Annotated in this window: 28 protein-coding genes and 2 pseudogenes; 12 read left to right on the top strand and 18 right to left on the bottom strand. The window is 58.9% G+C overall.

Annotation, left to right across the window (positions count from 1 at the left end):
* Positions 1–79 precede the first annotated feature (79 nt).
* From FRT59_RS15890 to FRT59_RS15820, 18 genes and pseudogenes are all read right to left on the bottom strand, one after another.
* The gene (locus FRT59_RS15890; protein WP_198809702.1) at positions 80–1,657 is read right to left on the bottom strand and encodes a M48 family metallopeptidase; all 1,578 of its coding nucleotides are present in this window, start codon (positions 1,655–1,657) and stop codon (positions 80–82) included.
* Positions 1,658–1,670: 13 nt separating this feature from the next.
* Positions 1,671–2,036, bottom strand: a complete 366-nt coding sequence (locus FRT59_RS15885; protein ID WP_034117263.1) for a hypothetical protein — start codon at positions 2,034–2,036, stop codon at positions 1,671–1,673.
* Positions 2,037–2,073: 37 nt separating this feature from the next.
* On the bottom strand, positions 2,074–3,417 hold the full coding sequence (locus FRT59_RS15880; RefSeq protein ID WP_153871649.1) for a CHASE2 domain-containing protein: 1,344 nt from the start codon (positions 3,415–3,417) through the stop codon (positions 2,074–2,076).
* Between the two features lie 206 nt (positions 3,418–3,623).
* Positions 3,624–3,767: pseudogene (locus tag FRT59_RS15875) on the bottom strand (DUF3077 domain-containing protein); the annotation flags it as partial.
* Between the two features lie 448 nt (positions 3,768–4,215).
* A complete protein-coding gene (locus tag FRT59_RS15870; RefSeq protein ID WP_153871648.1) occupies positions 4,216–4,977 on the bottom strand; it encodes a hypothetical protein in 762 nt (253 codons plus the stop codon).
* Between the two features lie 154 nt (positions 4,978–5,131).
* A complete protein-coding gene (locus FRT59_RS15865; RefSeq protein ID WP_153871647.1) occupies positions 5,132–6,280 on the bottom strand; it encodes a site-specific integrase in 1,149 nt (382 codons plus the stop codon).
* Positions 6,277–6,483: a DUF4224 domain-containing protein gene (locus FRT59_RS27270; protein WP_025858917.1), complete on the bottom strand. Its 207-nt coding sequence runs from the start codon at positions 6,481–6,483 to the stop codon at positions 6,277–6,279. Before FRT59_RS27270 ends, FRT59_RS15865 begins: the two co-directional genes overlap by 4 nt.
* On the bottom strand, positions 6,480–7,124 hold the full coding sequence (locus tag FRT59_RS15860) for a hypothetical protein (RefSeq protein ID WP_153871646.1): 645 nt from the start codon (positions 7,122–7,124) through the stop codon (positions 6,480–6,482). The genes FRT59_RS27270 and FRT59_RS15860 overlap by 4 nt, the downstream gene beginning before the upstream one ends.
* On the bottom strand, positions 7,117–7,284 hold the full coding sequence (locus tag FRT59_RS27010) for a hypothetical protein (protein ID WP_167524283.1): 168 nt from the start codon (positions 7,282–7,284) through the stop codon (positions 7,117–7,119). Before FRT59_RS27010 ends, FRT59_RS15860 begins: the two co-directional genes overlap by 8 nt.
* Positions 7,281–7,562, bottom strand: a complete 282-nt coding sequence (locus FRT59_RS15855) for a hypothetical protein (protein ID WP_153871645.1) — start codon at positions 7,560–7,562, stop codon at positions 7,281–7,283. The genes FRT59_RS27010 and FRT59_RS15855 overlap by 4 nt, the downstream gene beginning before the upstream one ends.
* Positions 7,559–8,299 (bottom strand): hypothetical protein, encoded by a 741-nt coding sequence (locus FRT59_RS15850; protein ID WP_153871644.1) that lies wholly within the window; start codon positions 8,297–8,299, stop codon positions 7,559–7,561. Before FRT59_RS15850 ends, FRT59_RS15855 begins: the two co-directional genes overlap by 4 nt.
* A complete protein-coding gene (locus FRT59_RS27385; protein ID WP_280818807.1) occupies positions 8,296–8,715 on the bottom strand; it encodes an Arc family DNA-binding protein in 420 nt (139 codons plus the stop codon). The genes FRT59_RS15850 and FRT59_RS27385 overlap by 4 nt, the downstream gene beginning before the upstream one ends.
* A gap of 48 nt (positions 8,716–8,763) precedes the next feature.
* Entirely contained in the window at positions 8,764–9,369 is a 606-nt protein-coding gene (locus tag FRT59_RS15840) for an Lcl C-terminal domain-containing protein (protein WP_153871643.1), read from the bottom strand.
* Between the two features lie 54 nt (positions 9,370–9,423).
* The gene (locus FRT59_RS27005) at positions 9,424–9,591 is read right to left on the bottom strand and encodes a hypothetical protein (RefSeq protein WP_167524282.1); all 168 of its coding nucleotides are present in this window, start codon (positions 9,589–9,591) and stop codon (positions 9,424–9,426) included.
* 2 nt (positions 9,592–9,593) lie between these two features.
* A complete protein-coding gene (locus FRT59_RS15835; RefSeq protein WP_153871642.1) occupies positions 9,594–10,028 on the bottom strand; it encodes a tellurite resistance TerB family protein in 435 nt (144 codons plus the stop codon).
* A gap of 2 nt (positions 10,029–10,030) precedes the next feature.
* Positions 10,031–10,246 (bottom strand): hypothetical protein, encoded by a 216-nt coding sequence (locus tag FRT59_RS15830; protein ID WP_153871641.1) that lies wholly within the window; start codon positions 10,244–10,246, stop codon positions 10,031–10,033.
* 65 nt (positions 10,247–10,311) lie between these two features.
* A complete protein-coding gene (locus FRT59_RS15825) occupies positions 10,312–10,632 on the bottom strand; it encodes a helix-turn-helix domain-containing protein (protein ID WP_153871640.1) in 321 nt (106 codons plus the stop codon).
* A gap of 116 nt (positions 10,633–10,748) precedes the next feature.
* Positions 10,749–11,564 (bottom strand): XRE family transcriptional regulator, encoded by an 816-nt coding sequence (locus FRT59_RS15820; RefSeq protein ID WP_425338806.1) that lies wholly within the window; start codon positions 11,562–11,564, stop codon positions 10,749–10,751.
* 53 nt (positions 11,565–11,617) lie between these two features.
* Here FRT59_RS15820 and FRT59_RS15815 point away from each other — a divergent pair, with 53 nt between their 5' ends.
* The 12 genes and pseudogenes from FRT59_RS15815 to FRT59_RS15755 all read left to right on the top strand — a co-directional run bounded on the left by FRT59_RS15815 (position 11,618) and on the right by FRT59_RS15755 (position 19,523).
* The gene (locus tag FRT59_RS15815; protein WP_153871638.1) at positions 11,618–11,914 is read left to right on the top strand and encodes a YdaS family helix-turn-helix protein; all 297 of its coding nucleotides are present in this window, start codon (positions 11,618–11,620) and stop codon (positions 11,912–11,914) included.
* 143 nt (positions 11,915–12,057) lie between these two features.
* Entirely contained in the window at positions 12,058–12,375 is a 318-nt protein-coding gene (locus FRT59_RS15810; RefSeq protein ID WP_153871637.1) for a hypothetical protein, read from the top strand.
* The gene (locus FRT59_RS15805; protein ID WP_153871636.1) at positions 12,372–12,710 is read left to right on the top strand and encodes a hypothetical protein; all 339 of its coding nucleotides are present in this window, start codon (positions 12,372–12,374) and stop codon (positions 12,708–12,710) included. Before FRT59_RS15810 ends, FRT59_RS15805 begins: the two co-directional genes overlap by 4 nt.
* A 286-nt stretch (positions 12,711–12,996) precedes the next feature.
* Positions 12,997–13,761: pseudogene (locus tag FRT59_RS15795) on the top strand (BRO-N domain-containing protein); the annotation flags it as partial.
* Entirely contained in the window at positions 13,758–14,411 is a 654-nt protein-coding gene (locus tag FRT59_RS15790; RefSeq protein ID WP_167524281.1) for a hypothetical protein, read from the top strand. The pseudogene FRT59_RS15795 and the gene FRT59_RS15790, both read left to right, overlap by 4 nt.
* Positions 14,408–14,644, top strand: coding sequence for a hypothetical protein (locus tag FRT59_RS15785; protein ID WP_153871633.1), 237 nt, complete (start codon positions 14,408–14,410; stop codon positions 14,642–14,644). The genes FRT59_RS15790 and FRT59_RS15785 overlap by 4 nt, the downstream gene beginning before the upstream one ends.
* Positions 14,641–15,354, top strand: a complete 714-nt coding sequence (locus FRT59_RS15780; protein WP_153871632.1) for a helix-turn-helix domain-containing protein — start codon at positions 14,641–14,643, stop codon at positions 15,352–15,354. Before FRT59_RS15785 ends, FRT59_RS15780 begins: the two co-directional genes overlap by 4 nt.
* Positions 15,338–16,135: an ATP-binding protein gene (locus FRT59_RS15775; RefSeq protein ID WP_153871631.1), complete on the top strand. Its 798-nt coding sequence runs from the start codon at positions 15,338–15,340 to the stop codon at positions 16,133–16,135. The genes FRT59_RS15780 and FRT59_RS15775 overlap by 17 nt, the downstream gene beginning before the upstream one ends.
* The gene (locus FRT59_RS15770; protein ID WP_153871630.1) at positions 16,132–17,505 is read left to right on the top strand and encodes a replicative DNA helicase; all 1,374 of its coding nucleotides are present in this window, start codon (positions 16,132–16,134) and stop codon (positions 17,503–17,505) included. Before FRT59_RS15775 ends, FRT59_RS15770 begins: the two co-directional genes overlap by 4 nt.
* On the top strand, positions 17,502–18,866 hold the full coding sequence (locus FRT59_RS15765) for a tyrosine-type recombinase/integrase (protein ID WP_153871629.1): 1,365 nt from the start codon (positions 17,502–17,504) through the stop codon (positions 18,864–18,866). The genes FRT59_RS15770 and FRT59_RS15765 overlap by 4 nt, the downstream gene beginning before the upstream one ends.
* Complete coding sequence (locus FRT59_RS15760; protein ID WP_153871628.1) at positions 18,859–19,143, top strand: hypothetical protein; 285 nt, start codon at positions 18,859–18,861, stop codon at positions 19,141–19,143. Before FRT59_RS15765 ends, FRT59_RS15760 begins: the two co-directional genes overlap by 8 nt.
* Positions 19,140–19,523, top strand: a complete 384-nt coding sequence (locus FRT59_RS15755; protein ID WP_153871627.1) for an antiterminator Q family protein — start codon at positions 19,140–19,142, stop codon at positions 19,521–19,523. The genes FRT59_RS15760 and FRT59_RS15755 overlap by 4 nt, the downstream gene beginning before the upstream one ends.
* Positions 19,524–19,585 lie beyond the last annotated feature (62 nt).

Here is a 19,585-nt window from a genome sequence, read left to right as displayed (position 1 = left end):
GAGCGTCGCGCCTGATCCCAGGCAATAAAAAACCCCGACTGGTTCGGGGTTTTTTTATGCCTGGCGGCGAGACTGAATGTCAGGCCTTGACCGGCGCGAGCTTCTTGCAGTTTTCCTTGCGTGTCGGGTATTGCTCGCACTTGCGTAGCACGGCTTGTACCTGCTGTGCATTCTGCAGTTGCTGGTTGGCCAACAGCTTTTCGGTGATGAACAGTTCTTCCGAGCCCAGGTTGCGTTCGGCCTTGTCGATCATCGCCAGTGCCGATTGCCCGTCACCCCGCTTGAGGTGGTAGCTGATCATCAAGTCATAGGTGGAAGGGCCGGCCAGGGACCAGTCCTTGATCGCCTGCAACTCTTTCAGCGCTTCGCTGTTTTTGCCCTGGGCCAGGCGCACGGTATAGGCCGTGCGTCGAATGCTCGGCTGGTCCTTGACCGGCGACGCCAGGGCCTTGCGGATAAACCTTTCGGCGTCCGGCACTTTGTTTTTCTCCAAGGCATCGATTGCGAAGTATGCGTCTTTGTAGCCCTGCAAGGCCTTCGCCACTTGGGGCGTGTTCTTCATTTTCGACCAGCTTTGCGGGTTGACCCGGGCGCGGCGCTCCTGGCGATATTCGCGTTGCAAGTACTGGCGCAGCTCGGTATCGCGGTCCATGGCCGACATATGCGAGCGGTTGAAGTACTGCGTGGTCGCGGTGAGGCCGGTGGTCAGACCGTCCTTGACCAGCACGTCCAGCTCTTTGGTGAACTGGTTGAGATTGAACTGCTGCAGAGAATCCTGCATGGCATTCTTGCGCGCCGTGAGGAACCCCGTGAGCAACGGTTTCTGCTTGCCCTGGAAGTCGTTGAGGCGCTCCAGGCTGTGGGTAGCAGCGCGCGGGGCGTAGCCGGCGCGGATCATCAAGTCGGTGCCGAGCAGGTCGGCCTGGTCTTCCTGGCTGCGGCCCCAGGCGGTGCTCCACACCTGGTCGGAAAATGTATTGGCCAGCGCGGTGTACAGCACCGTGTTACCGATGGTCTTTTGGGTACCGGCCGGGTCTTTGCTGAACAGCTTCATCGTCCCGGAACTGCGGTCGACACCAGTATCGGCAGCCATGGTGGCCAAGGCGACCGTGGAGGCGACAGTGGTAAACATGTCTTTCTGCTGCTGGAAGGCGGCCATGCGGTCATGGTGATGCAGCAGCACATGGCTCATTTCGTGGCCAAGCATCGCGGCGATTTCGTCTTCGCTGGCAACGTTATCCAGCATGCCCAGCGGCACGAACAGGTTGCCGTAAGGGTCCGCCGAAGGTCCGAAGCCATAACTGTCGGTGATCTTCACCTGCAGCGGCGGCAACTCCCCCGGCCAGCCCTTGGACAAGCGCGTGACAATGCCTTGCAAGTAGCCTTGCAGCATCGGGATATCCACCAGGTTCTGCTGGCGCGCCTCGGCAGCCGGCACCGCTCGCCCGTCATAGCTCAGGCGCTGCTGGCTCTGGCGCTGTGGGTCGAGCTTGTAGTACTGGCGCACGTCGGTGTTGTCCACGTAGTGGCCCTGGACCCGGGATTGGGTCGAGGGTCCCACCAGGTTCAGGAATGCCTGGTCCGCACCCTTCAAGGTGGCGCAACCACTGAGCACCGAACTGGCCAATAAGCTGGCTGCCACTAGATATCCCTTCACCGTAACGCTCCTTTTATTGATTGCAACCGGCACCAAAACCAATGGTGGAATTGTTGCGGCTGTCCTTGGCCTGGCTTTTGGTCAGGCCCTGGCAGGGCAGGTCGACGACGTTCAGCGGCGGTTCGATGCGCAAGTCCATGGTGTCCAGCCAGACCTTCTGGCCTGCCAGCTCTACCTGCACCAAGTCCAGTGCCTGGTTGTACTGCAACACCGGCACGGGCTGGGTGGGCGCATCCTTTTTCGCCAACTCACGCTGTTGCTTGCCCTGCTCGTCGAGCACCGTCACCGGGTCGGCGAGAAACGCCTGGATATTGTGGGTTTGCGCCCAGGCGCCCTGGGTGAAGAGGGCGGCGAGCAAGACGATAAGGCTTCTGTTCATCCTTGGGTTCCTTGAGTCAAATGACAAGACGGCACACTCAGCGATCGCGGTCGAAGAAGGCTTCGATCCGCTCGCTGAACAACACCAACGACAGCAATACAATGCCCAGCACGTTGACCGGGGTGATGTCATTGAGGCTCAGCAGTACACTGACCGCCGCCAACATCGACATCACCAACAGCCACGACGGGCACGGCGAGGTAAAAAACCAGATTTCCTGGCGCCGCCAGCGGCTCCAGGTGCGATGGCCCGCCAGGCGTCGTGCGTGCAAAGCCTTGAGCACGGCGATCAACGCCAGCAGCGCGAGCTCCAGCAGGTCCAGCCAGTTGAACGGCAGGTGCGGAAAGTTGGCCGGTTCATGGTCGTAGTCCATACCTGTATTAATCAGGTTATCCAGGGCCATGGCGTGCAGGTAAACGCCGGGGAGCTGGCCGTGTACTGGCGACTCCACCAGGTCTCCCGTGGACGCGATATTGGCGCCCACCAGCACCAGGCGGTCGTGGAGTAACTCGGCGATCAAGGCTTGGTCGTTGGGGTCGCTGACCTCCAGGTCACTGGCCGACAACGTCAGCGTATAAGGGCATCGCGCCTGGGCCGAGTCGTCGAGCTTCCAGAACACCGCCTGAAACAACTGCGCCACCCCGTCCAGCAAAAAATGCCGCGGCGCTGCGCAGTGGCGAATATCGGCAATACGCGCCTGTTCCGCTGCAAGCTTCAGCCCCCATTGCACCGCTATGGGCTGGCGCTGCGCAGCGGTTTGCGCATCCACCGGCGGCGGCTGGCAGTCTTGCGTGGCACAAAACACCCGGTATAGCGCCAAGGCGGGGGTTTCCATCAGCCCGGCCTGTGTTTGCTTGGCCAGTGGGTACTTGTCGTCCACCCCTTCCCACACCACCAGGGCTGGGCGGCTGACCTGCATAAAAGGCGCCAGCGTATTGGCCTGGCCCGCCTGCGCACGCGTCAACCCGGTATTGGCCAACCACAGCGGGATGCCCTGGCGCTGATAACGCTCAAACACATTCGCCAGCAACTGACTGCCCCGCGCTGGGTCCCCCAACGAGTGGTCATGGCTGTACAGCAAATCCACAAACACAGCCCGCGGCTTGTACGCCAGCAAACGCTTGAACAACTTGCTCTGCTCGCCGTAGGGCATTGGCCAAGAGGTGTCGTTGCGCATCAGGTAGGCATCATCGATCAACACCACCGCCACGCGCTGCTGCGCGACGCTCGGGTAATGGCTGGCGAACATGCGATTGAGCCACTGCGCCGACGCCTTGTCGCTGGAACTGGCCAGGCCGAAAGGATCAAGAATCGCCAGCAACACGATGATGACCGCCAGCCAATAGCGGCGGTATTTGAACAGCGGAGGGTTGGACAACATCCATGTCTCGATAAAAGCGCAAGCAAGGCGGGGGTTTTAACGGAGTGGGGAGGGGGTGTCAATTGGAAAAGTGGCTAAGTGCCATATGGCTCTTGGCGCGTGGTTAGCCTTTCGCAAAAAAGCCCCGACCTATTCAGGCCAGGGCTTTCCTCTGTGGGAGCCGGGCTTGCCCGCGATGACGTCAGCCCGCGCACCACACGACTTCTTTAGTGCTCAACATTCCCTGGCGACTCCAACACCTTCACCGCATCATCAATCACCGCCTTGCTCATCTCCTGCAAATAATGCGAGGCCCAGGCATAACGGTCCGTGTCCTTCGTCATTGCTGCGTCTTCTGTGAGCAACTGGGCTGAGAGACAGCATCCGTTGTCTTGGCCACGCAGATCGTCGGTGGGTTGGACGGCCCCGCGAGGCTCCCGGATTGCGGTGTGTGGACAAAAAGAGGACGTGCGGAAACAACAAAGCCCCCACATTTCTGTGGGGGCTTCGTTTTGTATGGTGCCGGCACCAGGAGTCGAACCCGGGACCTACTGATTACAAGTCAGGCCCCTTAGTCAGTATCGGTCTAGCTTGCAGCGATTCTTTTGTACGCTAGCTATATGCGTTTCGACCTTATTTTGCAGGTAAGGACGTAGTTTTTGTACGCGAAAAAGACTGGGGTTCTGTACAGCATTCTCTACCGCTTGACTGTGGATAAAGCTGTGAGCAGCTTTCGGTTTAATCAGTTGCTCAGGAAGAGATTGGTTATCTATGGACACAAAAAAACCCGCTAATGCGGGTTTTTTTGTACTCGACACATTACTGCATCGCTGCCTCTTCACGCTCAACTTCGCGCAGAGCCTTAACGAATTCATTTTGCTCTTGGTCAGACCAGCATCTAGTCGGCAATCCCGTCGGGGCGGAGATGGACGCCACGCTGCTGACGATGGCGCGCTTGGCGTCAGCAGAGCCTGGTTGCCATGCATTGATCGGGGTCACAGTCTTAGTAGTCGTATCCATTACGAACCCTCGCACATTGAGCGCATTTTTCAGTTCATTTAACGTGGCCTGCAGCACGGTCAGATTTGTTGACCCTGTCTCAAGTTCCACGAATTTCGTCTCGCCGCCGGTAGCTGGATCGCTCTGGCCGGCAGTCGTAATCGCGGTACGTCCACACAGATTACGAGCGTAACAATCCTTTGCAAACTGGGCACCGCTTCCAGAAAAGCGCGCTTCCTCACCATGAGCCATGAAGTTACCAGAACTGAACATGACATCACATGATGGTTTTTTGACCAGGCTGATTACGATTGATTCCAAAATATTCGTGCCTGGTATCAGCCTGTGGAAACCTGGCATTTTGCCAAAATCCAAACTTTTGGCAGTGAACCATGCCTTCCACGCCGCGATCAGCTCGCCGTCACCTGCGAAAACCAGGGCATGTGCCTGACGCACTGCGAGCTTGTCGAAGCCTGTATTGTCAACAAAAGCTATGTGATCAGGGTAGCCCACGATACTGCAGGACCACCGCGAATCGCTGGTCAGTAGCTTTTTGGTCCGACAAATAACGTTTGTGGTCATCCTTGCCCTGCCATGGAGAATTCAAAGTCGCGCAATTATCAACATAACTACTATAACGTCAATTAGCTATCATCGAAGTAATAGTACAAACAAAGAATTCAAGCAAGCTTCCGACGAATGGATCGCTCATAAAGTCACATGCACGCTCCTAAGCTCATTCAGCCGAAGGGTTCACGGTTGGAACGCTGAGGTCGTACACGTCCATCATGGATTCGTCTTTGTGCCCAGACGCCTGTTGCTTGTCCGCCCGGGTGCCCACGGTATCGGTGATGCCCTTGCGCTTGAAGTCATGCATTCCGAAGCGCTGCTCCTCGGTGAGGATTCCTTTGTCGATCGCCTGGACGATCAGCCGCTGAAAGGCTGTGTCGAGCCCTGACTTCGACAAATGTCTGCCGGTGGCGGCGATGATCAGAAAGCGCTGGTCTGCACGGATTGGTACCGGTACACGCTTTCTTTCCCACGTCTCCGACCTGACGGCCTTGGCCGCATCCCAGGCAGCGCGCAGCCGAAGCGTCCAGCGTACGATATTGTCCCGACTTCCTTTTCGGCGGTTGGTCAGCACGCCTTCGGCGAGTTCGTTCTCGTCGGTGAGTGTGATCGTCTCGATACCGCGTAGGCGGCAGAGGTAGCCGATTTCCATCACATACCAAAGGTAAGGCGAGCAGGCCCCAGGCTGGCCGCTCTTGAGCTGGCCCTGCTGCTTCGCGAACCTGATCAGGTTAACCATGACCGTGTCGTCTGGCAGTCGGCGCTGCTTGCGCTCTTTGGGAGACTCGATGCCCTTTGCCGGGTTGTCCTTCACGAACCCACGGTTGCGGCCCCACTGCATCACACGGCGCAGGTAGCGCAGAGCGTGAGCGGCCTTCGATGGCTTGCCCTCCTGGGCGATCTTGTCGATGATCCGCTGAATCAGCGCCGGCGTGAACTTGAGCACCGCCAGCTCGCCCAGCGGCTTGCCGAGCTTTGTCGGGAACGCCAGCAGCACATCGCGGGAGTAGACGTAGTCGTCGTGGGTTTTCGGGCTGAGGGTTTTGTATTGGTCGCTCTTGTGGAATTCGTCACAGAGGTACTGCAGGCTGTCGCGGTCTACGCCGTTGCGTTCCTCGATCAGTCGGTGAAGCTCCGAAAGCGTCACATTGCCCGCACACAGGTTCTGCCGCTGGCGCCGGCCTGCCTCATTGAAATACAGGATGTACCAGCACCCCGCCCCCCGGTGGTCGAAATACACCGAGCGTGGCAGGGCCGCCTGGTCAATATGCCCAGGGATGTTCGGGTTGTGCTGGCGCTTCCTTCCTCGCTTCATACTATGTCCGCGTCATACTTTTCTTGATCAATTGGCTTGAGCCCGCCCGCCTGGTTTACCAGGTCGACGGTAGTCCAAGGCCCCTTCCTGCCTAGGAATATTCGTATTCCTTCCCCACGCAACGCTTTCTCCACGTCAGCACGCCGCGTATAGCCGGTGATCCGCTGCAACTCCTCAAACTCTATGACTCTAGCTGCGCTCATGTCTGCCCGCCTTCGTGTCGCGACACGTTTTCGGTGTCCGTGGATTGTGTCGCGACATCTTTTGTCGCCATCAATGCGTCTACCGCGAAATCCAGCTTCGCCTTGCCGGTGCCAAACATTTCCAGCGGGTATTGATCCCGGGTTAGTTCGACGCGCGGGCCAGGCGCTGTATCGCCGTCACCACTATCTGTGTTGGCCACGTAGAAGCTCACGTCACAAGCGTTGTCAGCGATGAACTGGTATCGGCCTGCATTGGCACGCAGCCGAGCGACTTCCGCAACCAACACTTGATAGTTGTTCTTGTCGTTCAAATCGTGACGCCAGGCCTTGTCGTAGTCCTCGCCGGCCTTATCTAGCTCGGCGTTCAGCGCGCGTATCACCTCTTCGGAATCTGTATCGTTCGGGGCGCGCGTGCAACGCCGGGCATTAACCACGCGAATGACTGAGCCCGTCGCCCGATAAAGCTTGCCCAGCTGGCACCCAGACAATTCATCCCATGGCGTCGATTCGAAGTTCGTACACGCGTGCAGTGCCATTACTGCCGCCTTGAAGTCGCTGGCGAACAGATGACCTTCGGCACTTTTGGCACGCTGTTTCCAATACTCAGCACGGTCTCGCTCCGTTTCAAACTGCTTACCCATGGTTCGCACCTCGCTGAAAGTGGTCAGCCAGCACCCGGCGAGCGTCGATGCCGCACGATGCCGACATGGCGTAGATCTGCCCGAACGTGGTTTCCCGGCGCTGCAGGGCGTTGAACAGTTCGATCAGGCGCTGTCCCTTGGTGCCGTTGATGCGACTCATAGCTGGAACCCCTTTTCATGTGGGAGCAGGCCGGTGCTCAATTGCTCGTTTTGGCACATGGAAGTTGCCAGAGAAGCCCGCGCCGCTTGGCTTTCGTCGGTGGTGCTGCTGGTGGGCGTCTGTAGGAGCGAACTGTCCGGCAGGCAGCTGATACCGGTGTTGTTCAATATCCAGCAGGTGACGCCGCGCACGCTGTCGTGCTGCACGTCGATCACCTGTTCACCGGCCGAGGCCTGGCCAGCGATCAGCAGCAGGATCATGGTGATGATGGTTTTCATGGTCGAGCCTCCCCAGCGATGATCGCCAGCTGGGCCAGCAGGTCGTCGGTGCGGCCATAGAAGCGGCCGGTGTCCTCGTTGATGAACTGGCCCAGCACCTCGGCCACGGCCGGGCTGGCGGTCAGGCCTTGCAGGTCGACCTGCGCAGTAACCGGCGAATCGCTGACAGGCTCATGCACGAAAGCATCAGCCCTGATCTGCAGTACCTTCACCGGACGGATGCCCTTGCAGGCACTGACCCAATTGCTATCGGGCACGCACCAAGGAAGCATGTGCAGGCACCAGGCCGTGGCAGCGTTCTCTTTTTGCGTGCTAGACCAGTAGTCCACCGCGCCGACGAAGGCCTGAGGCGCTGCGTTGCTGCCTGTACGGTTTCGGTAGTCCCAACCCTCGAGCTGAAGCAGGTTGCCGCGCATCACGTTCAATTCCTCGATGCTCGGGATGTGCCAGCCCCAGGTGCCACGGATGTTCATCCCAAGTACTTTGGTAGCGATGGTGCAGCCTTCCGCGCTCATGGCTAGGGTGTTGGCCATGCCATCAAAGCGATGCGTTGCACCTCGGATGCGTGGGCGCGGGCCGTCGTGGTCCCACCAGTGGGCGGAGGTTTCGAAGTCGCGGCCAGCATCGATCAGCGCGTACTCGGCACCGTCGAAATAGATCCGGCCAGCGTAGAAGCCGCCGGCGAAAGGTTGGCCGATGGCGGGAAGGGCGGCGGGGGATATTTGGCGTCGCTTCATTGCTCAACCTCCGCCCAGCCTGGGTATGCTGTCATAGCCCGCTCAATATCAGCGTCGAGATCGTCACCAACCAGCATGGTTCCTTGTTTATCGCGAGGCACCAGATCCTGGCGCGGCGTGTTGTATGCCGTATCGCGAAGCCATACGTAGCGCCGCGCATCAGCGGCCATCCTCACGCGATCGTCAATGTGCATCGGGTTGACTGACATGGGAGTGGTGACGGTGTTGGCCAGCGCGTCGAGCAGGATTTGCTGGCGGTTCTGACCATCCAGGTACTGGCGCACGGCTTGGATGAAAACACTGTTCATGCTGCGGTCGCCGGCGTTCGCTGCTGCTTCAATATCGGCGCGCAGGCCGTCGGGCAAGCGCACCACAAACTTGTCGGCGGTGCGGGAGTCGTAATTTGTGGCGCACATGCGGATCTCCAGTGCGGCCGAAGCCGCAGAAGCAATTGAAGGAATGAATTACTGGATAGGAAGGCTGCGGACAGGGCGCGTGAGCCGCTCGATGCCCTTGCCGCTGCTGCCGAGCCAGCCAGCTCCAAAGGCCATGCTGTAGGCGCCGTCGGCGGAGCGCTGCGTGCTGCTCCAGTACGCCTCTTTGGCGAAGCTGTCCGGGATGAACGTCCACGCATGGTTCAACTCGGCAATGCTCGGAAGCACGAAGTCGTGATGCCCGTCGGCGGTGTAGTTGCCAGCAGCCTCAGCAGCCGGAAACGATCCGTCGGTATCGCGCAGGATGCAGGTGTTCAGCACTCCATTGGACTTGCTGGTGACGGTGGTCTCAGTGCCATGTTCGCCCCAGGCGAAGCGGCCCACATCCTCTGCGGCAAATATCTTGTGATACAGCTGACCATCCTCATCCTGCTGGATGCCGGCATAGATCCCGCCTTGGCCAACCCAGTATTCGCCGATGGCTGGTGGGACGAGCACGTCACCGGCAGGTGTCGCAGTCGCGGCAGGCACAGCGGTACCTGGTTCCAGGAAGCTGACGCCGGGCGCTAGCTGCTCTGGCAGAAAAGTGCCGAGGCTGATGTGCAGGTTTCGAATATTGATCAGTGGTGCTTTCATGATGATCTCCTGGCCGATGGCGCAGATGTGCGCCAGCGGCGGCTGTGGATGGGCTCAGTTGGGCTTTGACTTACCGGTCATCAGCACCACCAACAGCAGGACAACCAGAACCAGGTCGCCCACCATTGAGAAGATGCGACTAGCCGAGTCGACGAAGACAACGCCACCGGCGAGCCCGTAGGCCGCCAGCGAACGTGCCCTGGCACCGAACCTGGCCAGCATGGTTACAGGTGGTCTTTCAGGTTGAGGCCCAGCAGCTTGGCGCTACGCTCCAGGGCGGTCAGTTCGGCCGGCTCGATCTCGCCATCCGCTTCGGCAACGGTCAGCATCACGTTGAGCACGGTCAGCGCTTCGGCTGGCGAGTGCGCTAGGTCACCAAGCTCTTTCTCTGCGTTCTGGCGAAGAATGCGGGCACCAGACTTGAAGTCGGTCTTGGCGCGGTCGATGGTGTTGGAGAGCTCCGCGCCGAATCCTTGCAGCGCCGGGTTGTTGCTGAGGATGGTCTCGATCTTGGAGAGCTCGCTTTCTTCCAGCTCACCATCAGCCGCGGCGACATAAATGGAGCCGTAGACCACGGCCTCCATCAGGTCACGGTTGGCCAGCTTGGCTACCGCAGCGCGGGCCTGACCAGATTTCTTACCGAACAATTTACCGAGCATGATTACTTCCTTTCAGTGGGTGCGCTTTTGCGCGGGGTTTGAATTACGTAAATCACGAGAGAGGCGGTGACGATCATCCAGACGCAGATGCCGAACACGCCGCCGATCAACTCGAAGTCGCTGGGGTTATCGAAAATCACCGGCACGGCCTCGGAGAACCAGATCAGCGTTGCGAACAGGTAGAGCAAGAACAAAAGCAAGAGCTTGAAGAGCTTCATTTCACTTTCTCCTGGCCGAACAAATCCCGGCCGCGTTGTTGGCTTTCGCAAAAATCAGTTTTGGGTTAGGCGATAAAGACGCCTTCGAGCTGGTCGCCGTCTTCTTGATGTTGTGGCTCAGGATTAGGAGCTATTACACCCGCCACCTTGATCAGGCCAAGCGAGAACGCTTTAGCTACGAGCGCTGCACGGCGAGTGACGCCAAGTTTCGTGGTCAGTGACAAGAGGCGCTTGTCCACAGTGTCTGGCGATACGCCAAGCTCTCGCGCTGCTTCTTTTGAGGTCTGACCAGACGCCACCGCCATCAAGCACTGCAGCTCGCGCGGAGCTGCCCCACGGCCCAAGAAGCCGGTGAAGCCTGCGAAGTTGATGGTTGTGGCGGTCATTCTTGTAGCTCCATGCGGGTTGCGATGGAGTGAAATCTACAATCAGTTATTTGTAATTGCAAATGTAATTTGTAATTGATGGCAAAATAAAGCCGCCCTTGAGCGGCTGACAGCGATCAGCGAGAGAACATACCCCACCAGAAAACGTGCCCGATTATGCTGATTTGTTCGTCCTGCACGTCTTGGAATGAATAGTCTTCGTCAGGATGGTCCTCACGATTGAAGCTCCTCAATCGAATGCCGTTAGGCAGCCTGTATACCTGCTTAATGCGGAGCTGGCCGTTATGGTTGAGCGCGTACATCTCGCCATCCACTATGTCGCTGATTGAGGTTTTACCAACGTTAACTCCAACGGTTGCGCCGTCTCTAAGCACCGGAAACATTGAGTTTCCGCTCACCATCACGCACTTTGCATTGTTGAACTGAACGTTGTTCTGTCGAAGGTCTTTCTTAAAAAAACGCAGGTTGGAGGCGCTGCTCTCTTCAATGGCGAACCTTCCAGAGCCGGCCGAAAGCTCCACCTCACGCAGCAAAGGGACGAAGACCTCATCCGGTTCGAGTGGGGTTTCATCATCCCAGACTGAAATATCCCCCTGCATGACGGCTTCGCCAGCGCCTGGTTCTAGCCCAAGCCTTCTCAATACTTCAGGAAAAGGGCCGCTGAGTAGGCCGCTTGCTGTCAGAAGTTGATGGGATGGGATCTGGAGGACCCTTGCTATTTCCACAAGCTTTTTCGGGCGTGGAAGCGATCTCCCCGACTCCCATGCCTGAACAGCCTGAGGCGTAACCCCAAGTCTTCTGGCCAGCTCGGACTGATTAAGGCCTTGCTTTTCGCGGGCCTCGGTAATGATCGACGCGGTCATAGATATGCTCATGTGCTCAGGATACAAGTTGACGTTGTAGCGTTCACTGCAAATAACGTTTGTAAAAATGAAATTGCAGTTGTAGCCTTTGCAGCAATGTCATAAGCCCGCAGGGACAACCAATGAGTATTGATGCAATGACTTCAGCGGCAAAAGCTGCCGGAAGCCAGACGGCTCTTGCGAAGGCCCTCGGCTGTACGCCGCAGAACGTCCAATGGATGTGCTCAACCGGAAGCGTCCCAGCTAAACACGTCCTAAAAATCGAAGCTGTCACAGGCATTTCCCGTCATCAGCTTAGGCCCGATCTGTACCCAGATGCCTCGCCGACCTTGGACGCAAATGTACGCCAGACCTCACCGCCAGGTCAGACCGCTGATGGTGCTGTGAATCCATCCAGTACTCAGCAGGCCCACCTATGAGCCCCTGCAACCCATCCCATTTTTTGCTGAGCGGCTGACTTTTCGGTCGCCCACAAAAAAGCCCAGCCTGAGCTGAGCTTCTTAGTCGCTACCTGTTCCACCAGGTGGCTTTGGCACCACTTTGTCTTTCGAAGGGACAAAACATGCAAACGAAAAATAGCACCACCCAACAAACAGTGCAACTGCCGAAACTTAAACCCTGTGAGTTTGGCGTGGAATACACCGACCTTTTTAGCGTTAAAGCGGATGCCAACCTTATCGAGGCTTTGTCCGTGGCTTCGGATCGGGCCGATGGCATCAGCCAGCTATGTGGCCGACTCGCCTATGCAATCAACGAAGGTGAGCTCGCGTACCTATCTGAGGTTCGCACCCTGGGCTTCATAGGTGATGTTGTATCTGCGCTCACCCGCTCAGCTGAGCGCGGGCTCAAGGCAGCATACGAAGCGGAGGACGCACAATGAAGCCTCCAATGTGGAACCAGCTGCTGGTCAACGTTGAACGCGAGTTTCCATCTAGCTTCGCGAAGGGGGCAAAGCTCACGCCTGCCCAGGTCGAACAGCTTCAGTGCGTAGAGAACACCAACGACGAATTCCAGATCAGCACACTGAGCGGAGTTGCCGCTATCGGTGAGCTCATCGCGCATGCAGCAAATCACGGCGAACTCTCTGATGAACTCGCCATGAGTGCCGGCTGGCTTATCAATTCGTTAGCTTATTTGTCGATGACAATGGCCGAGGCCGGCGCGGCGGCGGCTTACAAGCTGCAAAACATCCCGCACCAGGGAGCCGCCAAATGAACGAGCCAGTGCCAACCATGCAAGAGGCTTCGCAAGAGGCGGAGTTTCAGTTGTGCGCAGCAAAGGATGTTCTCGAATGGCAGCACGCACTTATCAAGGCCATGCACCTGGATCACCTGCACGACAGCGGAAAAGGGATTGGCGCCTTGTTTGAGGTGGCGAAATATTTCAACGACACCGGTTTTGGCGGAGTTTATAGCGCTATCGACCAATTCAAGGTGCTTGGCGAATCCGCACCACAAAACTCGCAATCCGAAAGCGTGGCGCGGGAAAGTGGGGGTGATCAATGAACTTGACCCCCTTCGATTTTCGAGGCACCGCGATCCGCGTCATTACCGACGAGCAGGGAGATCCGTGGTTCATCGCCAAGGACATTGCCGAGTTGCTCGAGTATGTCGATACAGACCAAGCCGTGAGATCTCACTGCAAGGCTGACAAGACCTGGCCCGTAGAAATGACGGGGCAGGTACGCAACGTGAAAGTGATTCCCGAGCGAGACGTTTACCGACTGATCATGCGCTCGAAGATGCCAGCTGCTGAGGCATTTGAGGAATGGGTGGTGGGCCAGGTGCTGCCGAGCATTCGAAAGACCGGCAGCTACCAGCGCCCTCTGTCGCCCGCCGAGCAGCTGCTGGCGAACGCTCAGGTCATGGTCGACATGGAGCGCCGCCAGGATCGCATCGATCAGGCTGTCGCCGGCATTGAAACCCGGGTGGCCAGCGTCGAGCAGGTTCGATACCTCGACAAAAGGCCCGCTGGCTTCGAGTCGATGACAACCATTCGCGAGCGCATCAGCCTGCGCCACGGGATGCCTCCTTGGGTGATCAACGCCGTGATGCGCGATATCCCTGGCGCGCCGTTGCCGTTCGCCATGGTGCGCAGCAAGCACGCTGACGACGGTGCGCAGCCATACCCGATCTGGCCTACCGCCGATATCACCCGACGCTTCGACCGTTTCGCCGCCGAGTGCACCTTCGTCACCGCCGAGCGCGCCACCCATCCCGACATTCAGCAAGGCCGCTTCAAGCTGCGCCAGAGGGCTTCCGCATGAACAAACGACACAGCAACACCGTGCAGTTACCTGCCGGCTTCAATCTGGTGCGCGAACTCGTCCGTATAGCGCAAAAGCCGGGGGCGAGCATGAGCACCAGTCTTATAACTACGCGCCGCATCTGTCGGGTATTCGGTGAGCGTTTCGACGCTATCAGGTCTGAGAGGCGGGCTTTTCGCCGCGAAGCGGGCAAGTTGCGCCATCACCTTCCCTTCACGGCAAACAAGATCTATGAGCTTCAGGAGCAATCAAGTAATCATCGCAAGGAGCAGTTTGACGATTTGCGCAAAGTGCTTTCTGGCTTTGGTCGCTCGTTGATGCTGGATACCGAGGGGCTCACGGCCGCTTTGGGGTTTGACCGTCTGTGCGACCTGCTGGAGGTCAACATCGTCGACCGCGAGAAGGCAAGGAAGGGGGGGGACACCTCGGTCTCGGATCTGGTGTTTGCCCATGCAGTCGAGGAGAGCGCCGCCCGTCGGAGGCAAGAGTGGAACGACGCACCACTGTTCAATGCTTGTCACCTAGCTTTTTCGGACTTCCTCAAGGAGTGCCCGCGCGATCTATTGCCTGACCCGTTTGCGCCTGGGGCGCCGTTCGGGCCGAAGCTGCCACCGTCGCTGGCGGTTGTCAGAGGAGGGAAACCCCAATGACCACCCCTATGGAATCAACTACCGGGATTCCGGTAGTTACCCCCACCACCGCCGAAGTGGTCGCCGGCCCCTGGCCCTGCTATTCCAACTGCCGCCATCTGCCCGAGCGTGACCGCTGGGAGGTCTATGCCATGGCGAAGGCAGCCCGCGGCGCCTTGGAGGACCGTGGAGTCGTCATGACCGAGACCTATGACGCGTTCATTGCCCGGATTACCAGGGAGCTGGACATATGAGTATGGATCTGATGGTTAAGGCCATGAAAACCAAGGTCGGAAACCCGCTGCGCAAGCTGGTTCTGGTCAAGCTGGCCGACAACGCCAGCGATCAGGGCGAGTGCTGGCCGTCGTATCAGCATATCGCCGACCAGTGCGAGATCAGCCGCACCACGGTGAAGGTTCACGTTCGAGAGCTTGAGAAAGCAGGTTTCCTTCGCCGCGAGTACCGTCGAAAGGGTGAATTGAACCAGTCGAACCTTTTCCACCTTGAACTTGGTAGTGGGGCGTCAGCTGCCCTACCTGGGGCGTCAGCTGCCCCAGGGGGTGGGGCGTCAGCCGCCCCCAGAACCAGTCACCATTCTGAACCAGTCAAGGAACCTAAAACCCTGTGTGCATCGGAAGCTGAATTGACCGAAGCCTTCGAAGTTTTCTGGAAGCTGTACCCCAATAAGAAATCGAAGAAAGACGCTCGAAAGGCTTGGGAAAAGCTCAAGCCAGGCGCGGAGCTTCGCATGACCCTGATGACCGCTCTTGGCAATCACCGCATTTCCCGCGACTGGGCTAAGGACGACGGGCAATACGTGCCGATGGCGTCTACCTGGCTGAACGGGGAGCGCTGGACTGATGAGCTGGTACCGGCATCGGCTGCAAAGGCGAACGCTTTCAACAACCTGCCCACCCACACCCCTGATATGTACCAAGGAGGCGAAGATGGCCCAGCGTTCTAATTTCCGCCGCCAGCCTGAGCAGCGCACCTTCGCCGGCGAGTGCCCGGTCCACGGCGCGGTCGATCGCTCCGAGGCTGAGCAGTTCGACGGCTCTATGGCTGTCCGACCATGCAAACAATGCCAGTTCCACGGCCTGCGCGTAGCGTTACGGGGAAGCGCCGAACATTCGCAGGCGCTGGCCAATCTGCAAGCCGAAAGCGTCAACAGCGCGCTTGTAGGCTCCGGCATCACGCCGCGGTTTGCCGATAGCACTCTCGCCACCTACCGCGCCACCACCCCAGCCATGACCCTGGCGCTGGAAACTTGCCAGGGCTACGCCGACAACTTCGGTGAGCACTTCCAGGCGGGCCGCAACCTGCTTTTGTGCGGGAACGTCGGTAACGGCAAGACGCACCTGGCCAGCGGCATCGTCCAGCACGTCATTCGTCAGCACCGGGCTGTGGCAGTGATCACCACCGCCGCCGAGATCATCCGCGTGTTCAAGCGCTCGATGGATCGCGCCGCCGGATACACCGAGGGCGACGTGATCAATGAGTTGGCGAGTTTCGACTTGTTGGTGATCGACGAGATTGGCGCCCAGGCCGGCACTCACTACGAACTGTCGGTTCTGCATGAGGTGCTGGATCGCCGTTACAACCTGGTTCGCCCGACGGTGGTGGTGTCCAACCTCAACGCCCAAGGGCTGAGCCAGTACATTGGCGAGCGAGCCCTTGACCGTCTGCGCGAGAACAAAGCGCTGCTGGTCGGTTTCACGTGGGGATCGGCAAGGGGGCGCGCATGAACGACTATCGCGAGTTGTATAGCGACGAAGCCGAACACGCACTGCTCGGCGCGCTGATGCTGGATGGCGAACTGTTCGACTCGATCACTGCCAGCGTTACCACGGCGGACTTCCACGATCCGGAAAACGCGGCACTGTTCCAGGTGATGACCGAGCTGCACGCTACCGGCGAGCCGGTAGACCCCGTCACCCTCCACAACTTCAAACCGGTACTGCCGAGTGGCGGCACAACTATCGCCTACGCTGCGGAACTGGCGAAGAACACGCCCAGCACCGCCAACTGGAAGGCATATGCCCGGACAGTGACCGAGCGGGCGGTACTTCGGCGGCTGGTTGACGCCGCTGATGCTGTGCGCGACTCCGCCAACGAGAACAGGCCGGTGGCGGAGATCATTGCCAGTGCCCAGCAAGCCATGGCCGACCTGCGCGACCTCGACACCGGCGAGCCGGAATACAAGCGCATGGATGAGGTGGTAGCCAGAAATATCGACATCATCGACTCGAAATACAACGGAAACCTCGCGACCGGACTGTCCACTGGACTGACAAAGCTGGACGAGATGATCCGAGGCCTGCGCAAGAAGACGGTAACTATCGTCGCGGGTCTTCCAGGCAGCGGTAAAACCACGCTCGGTTTGCAAATTGCCCAGCACATCGCATGTGGGGGGCTTGGCGTCGGGATGGTGTTCTCGCTGGAAATGCCCGAGGAAGAACTGGCCAACAGGGCTTTGGCGTCACTGGGGGCCGTCGACCTTCGGGTGCTGGACAGTGGGAAGCTTGAGGACGACGACTGGCCGCGCCTGACCTCTGCCGTCAGCAAGATCAACGGCAAGCCGCTGTATGTCAGTGATAAGTCTGGGCTCACCGTGGCGCGCATCCGAAGCATCTGCCGACAGGTTCAGCGAAAGCACTGCCTCGACGTGGTAGTCATTGATTACATCGGTCTGATTGGCTCCGACGGCAAGGCGTTCAACCGCACGTCCGAACTCGGGAAGATATCGACCGGCATTGTGAACATCGCGAAAGAGTTGGACGTTCCGGTGATTCTGCTGGCCCAACTCAACCGCGACTCAACAAAACGGCCCGGCAAGAAGCCGATCGCCTCCGATCTGCGAGACTCCGGACAGATCGAGGCTGACGCCCACTGCATCATTCTGGTTCACCGCGATATGGACGACGAGCAGGGCCAGAACGGCGCTACCGAACTGATCATGCCCAAGTGCAGGCACGCGCCCGTCGGTTCATGCGTAGTTCAACAGCAGGGCAGATTCGCCCGGTTCGTCGACTTTGCGGGCCGTGAGCCCACCCAGGAAGAAGTGGAGATCGGCCGACCCTTCTCCGAGCAGTACAAGGGGAGGAAGAAAGGATGAACGACCTGGTGAAAACTCTTACCGTCGTCATGACTGATTCCGAGATCAGGCGGCAGGCTGAACGGCCACATGTTCGTGCGCTTCGTGACGCTCGGCACCCGTCGCTGCATTTCCGTTATTCCACGGTAGATCGCGCCAAAGGTTCGTGGCACGTCGTGGTGGGCAAGGCCTGGGGGAAGGCAGGTAATTATCCGGACATCAATGCCAAGGCGATGCTGGCGACGTTGCCGGCCATCCTGGTACGTCGGGCCGCCGATCCTTTGGCGAAGTCCACGGCCACAAACTGGTCAACGGTGGGCGAGCTACTGTCCTGGTATCTGGAACGCATGACGCGCGACCGGGCTCTGTCCGAGAAGCGCAAGGCCAGCGCCAAGTCGGCCTTGAAGCGGCACCTGCAGCCACGTCTCGGTCAACTGCCGCTGAATGGGTTGAACAGACCGGCCATTGACCGGCTGCTGCTGATGCCGATGCAGGAGCGTTACGCGCTGTCGTTCGTGCGCTCGGTCTGGGGCGTCCTGGGTGTAGCTGTGCGGCAGGCCTATCGCCTGGACCTGTTGGCCGTTAATCCCCTGGCTGGCCTGGAGTTCACCGACTTCGTGCGGACCAAGATCAAGGCGAAGGCGGCGCGGCTTCACTCCGATGACGTGCCTGGCCTGCTGGACCTGCTGGTCGAGCAGTTCGACGATTCGCCGGCGGCATGTGTGTTGGCTGGGCTGATGCTCTGTCACGGCACGCGCTTGGGTGAGACCCGCCTGGCCCGCTGGAAGAACATTAACACCGACACGGGTAAGTGGTTCATCCCGGCGGCGGACACCAAAACCAAAGCAGCGCACACCCTGCCACTGACCGCCCAGGCCAAGGCGCTGATCGAGCGCTACCGGCTTGTGCAGCGGGAGAAGGGTTACACCGGAAAGTTCCTGTTCCCAGGAGCATCCGGTCAAGCCCTCAGCGCGACGAAGGCCAGCACCCTGTTCACGCACCTGTCCCACGGCGAATGGTCGAGCCACGACCTGCGCAAGGTGGCCCGTACCGCATGGACTGATCTGGGCGTTGACTACATGGTCGGCGAGCTGCTGCTGAACCACGCCATGAAGGATCTCGACCAGGCCTATATCCACACGTCCGCCGAGCAGCTCAAGCGGCAGGCTCTGGAGACCTGGCACGCATACCTCGATCAACGAGGTTTTGAGGCTTTGCACGGTGGGACATTAGCGAGACACGAAGGGGAGGCGCTACCCGTAGAAACCATGAATAACGAGGCTTCCAGCGTAAATCGGTATCCACTTCCGAGGAGGAGGTTTTCAGTACAAAGCGACACCCAGGCCACGCCAAACAATCAGCCAGGAGACGGCAATGAGTAACGTAACGGCGGCATTGCCGCGCAAAGTTCTGACTTCTGACGAGCGAGATTTCCTCAAGCAGGGTAATCGGCTGCTCCTTGACAAGCCCAATGGGCGGATCGCCGCCGCCGCGCTGATGGATCTGGTTGCCGACTGGGGAAATCACCGTGGCAGCCTTGGATTCCTCGACTACGCCCGCCGGTGGATCACCGAAGGGCACGCCAAGAACAAAATCGCCGACAAGATGCTCCGTGAGCTGTTTGGCCTGAACGAACCGACACCGAGGAAAGCGGCATGAATACAAGAAAACCTTCGCGTCTGCCGTTGGGCGATACCGAGTACATGCTTGAGCAATGGGGCTTCTGGCGCATGGATGGCATGGGCGTCCCGAGCTATGTTTCGCCGTCCTGGGCGATCATGCGGGACATGATCCCGTCGACGAGCAAGTCCTACGTCATCACGGACGAACTGGCCAGCGTCGTTGATGGTGCGGTCGCCAGGCTGTGCAAGCGGGCCCCGGAGATGGGTGACTTCGTTTGGCTGTACTACGCGGCCAAGTGGCCAGCCAAGCGGATCGGCAACAAGTACGATATGAGTGAGGCCAAAGCGAGGGAGATCATCAAGACTGGCGTCGGCTGGATTGACTGCTCGTTGGAGAAATTCATCGAAGCCGCGTAAAAAACTTGCACTCGCGGAATAGCCCTGTTTTCATGGCACCGTGTTCAGCTTTTCAAGCGCGA

Source organism: Pseudomonas haemolytica (assembly GCF_009659625.1).
Taxonomy (GTDB): Bacteria; Pseudomonadota; Gammaproteobacteria; order Pseudomonadales; family Pseudomonadaceae; genus Aquipseudomonas; species Aquipseudomonas haemolytica.
This window is presented reverse-complemented; position numbering and strand designations above follow the sequence as displayed.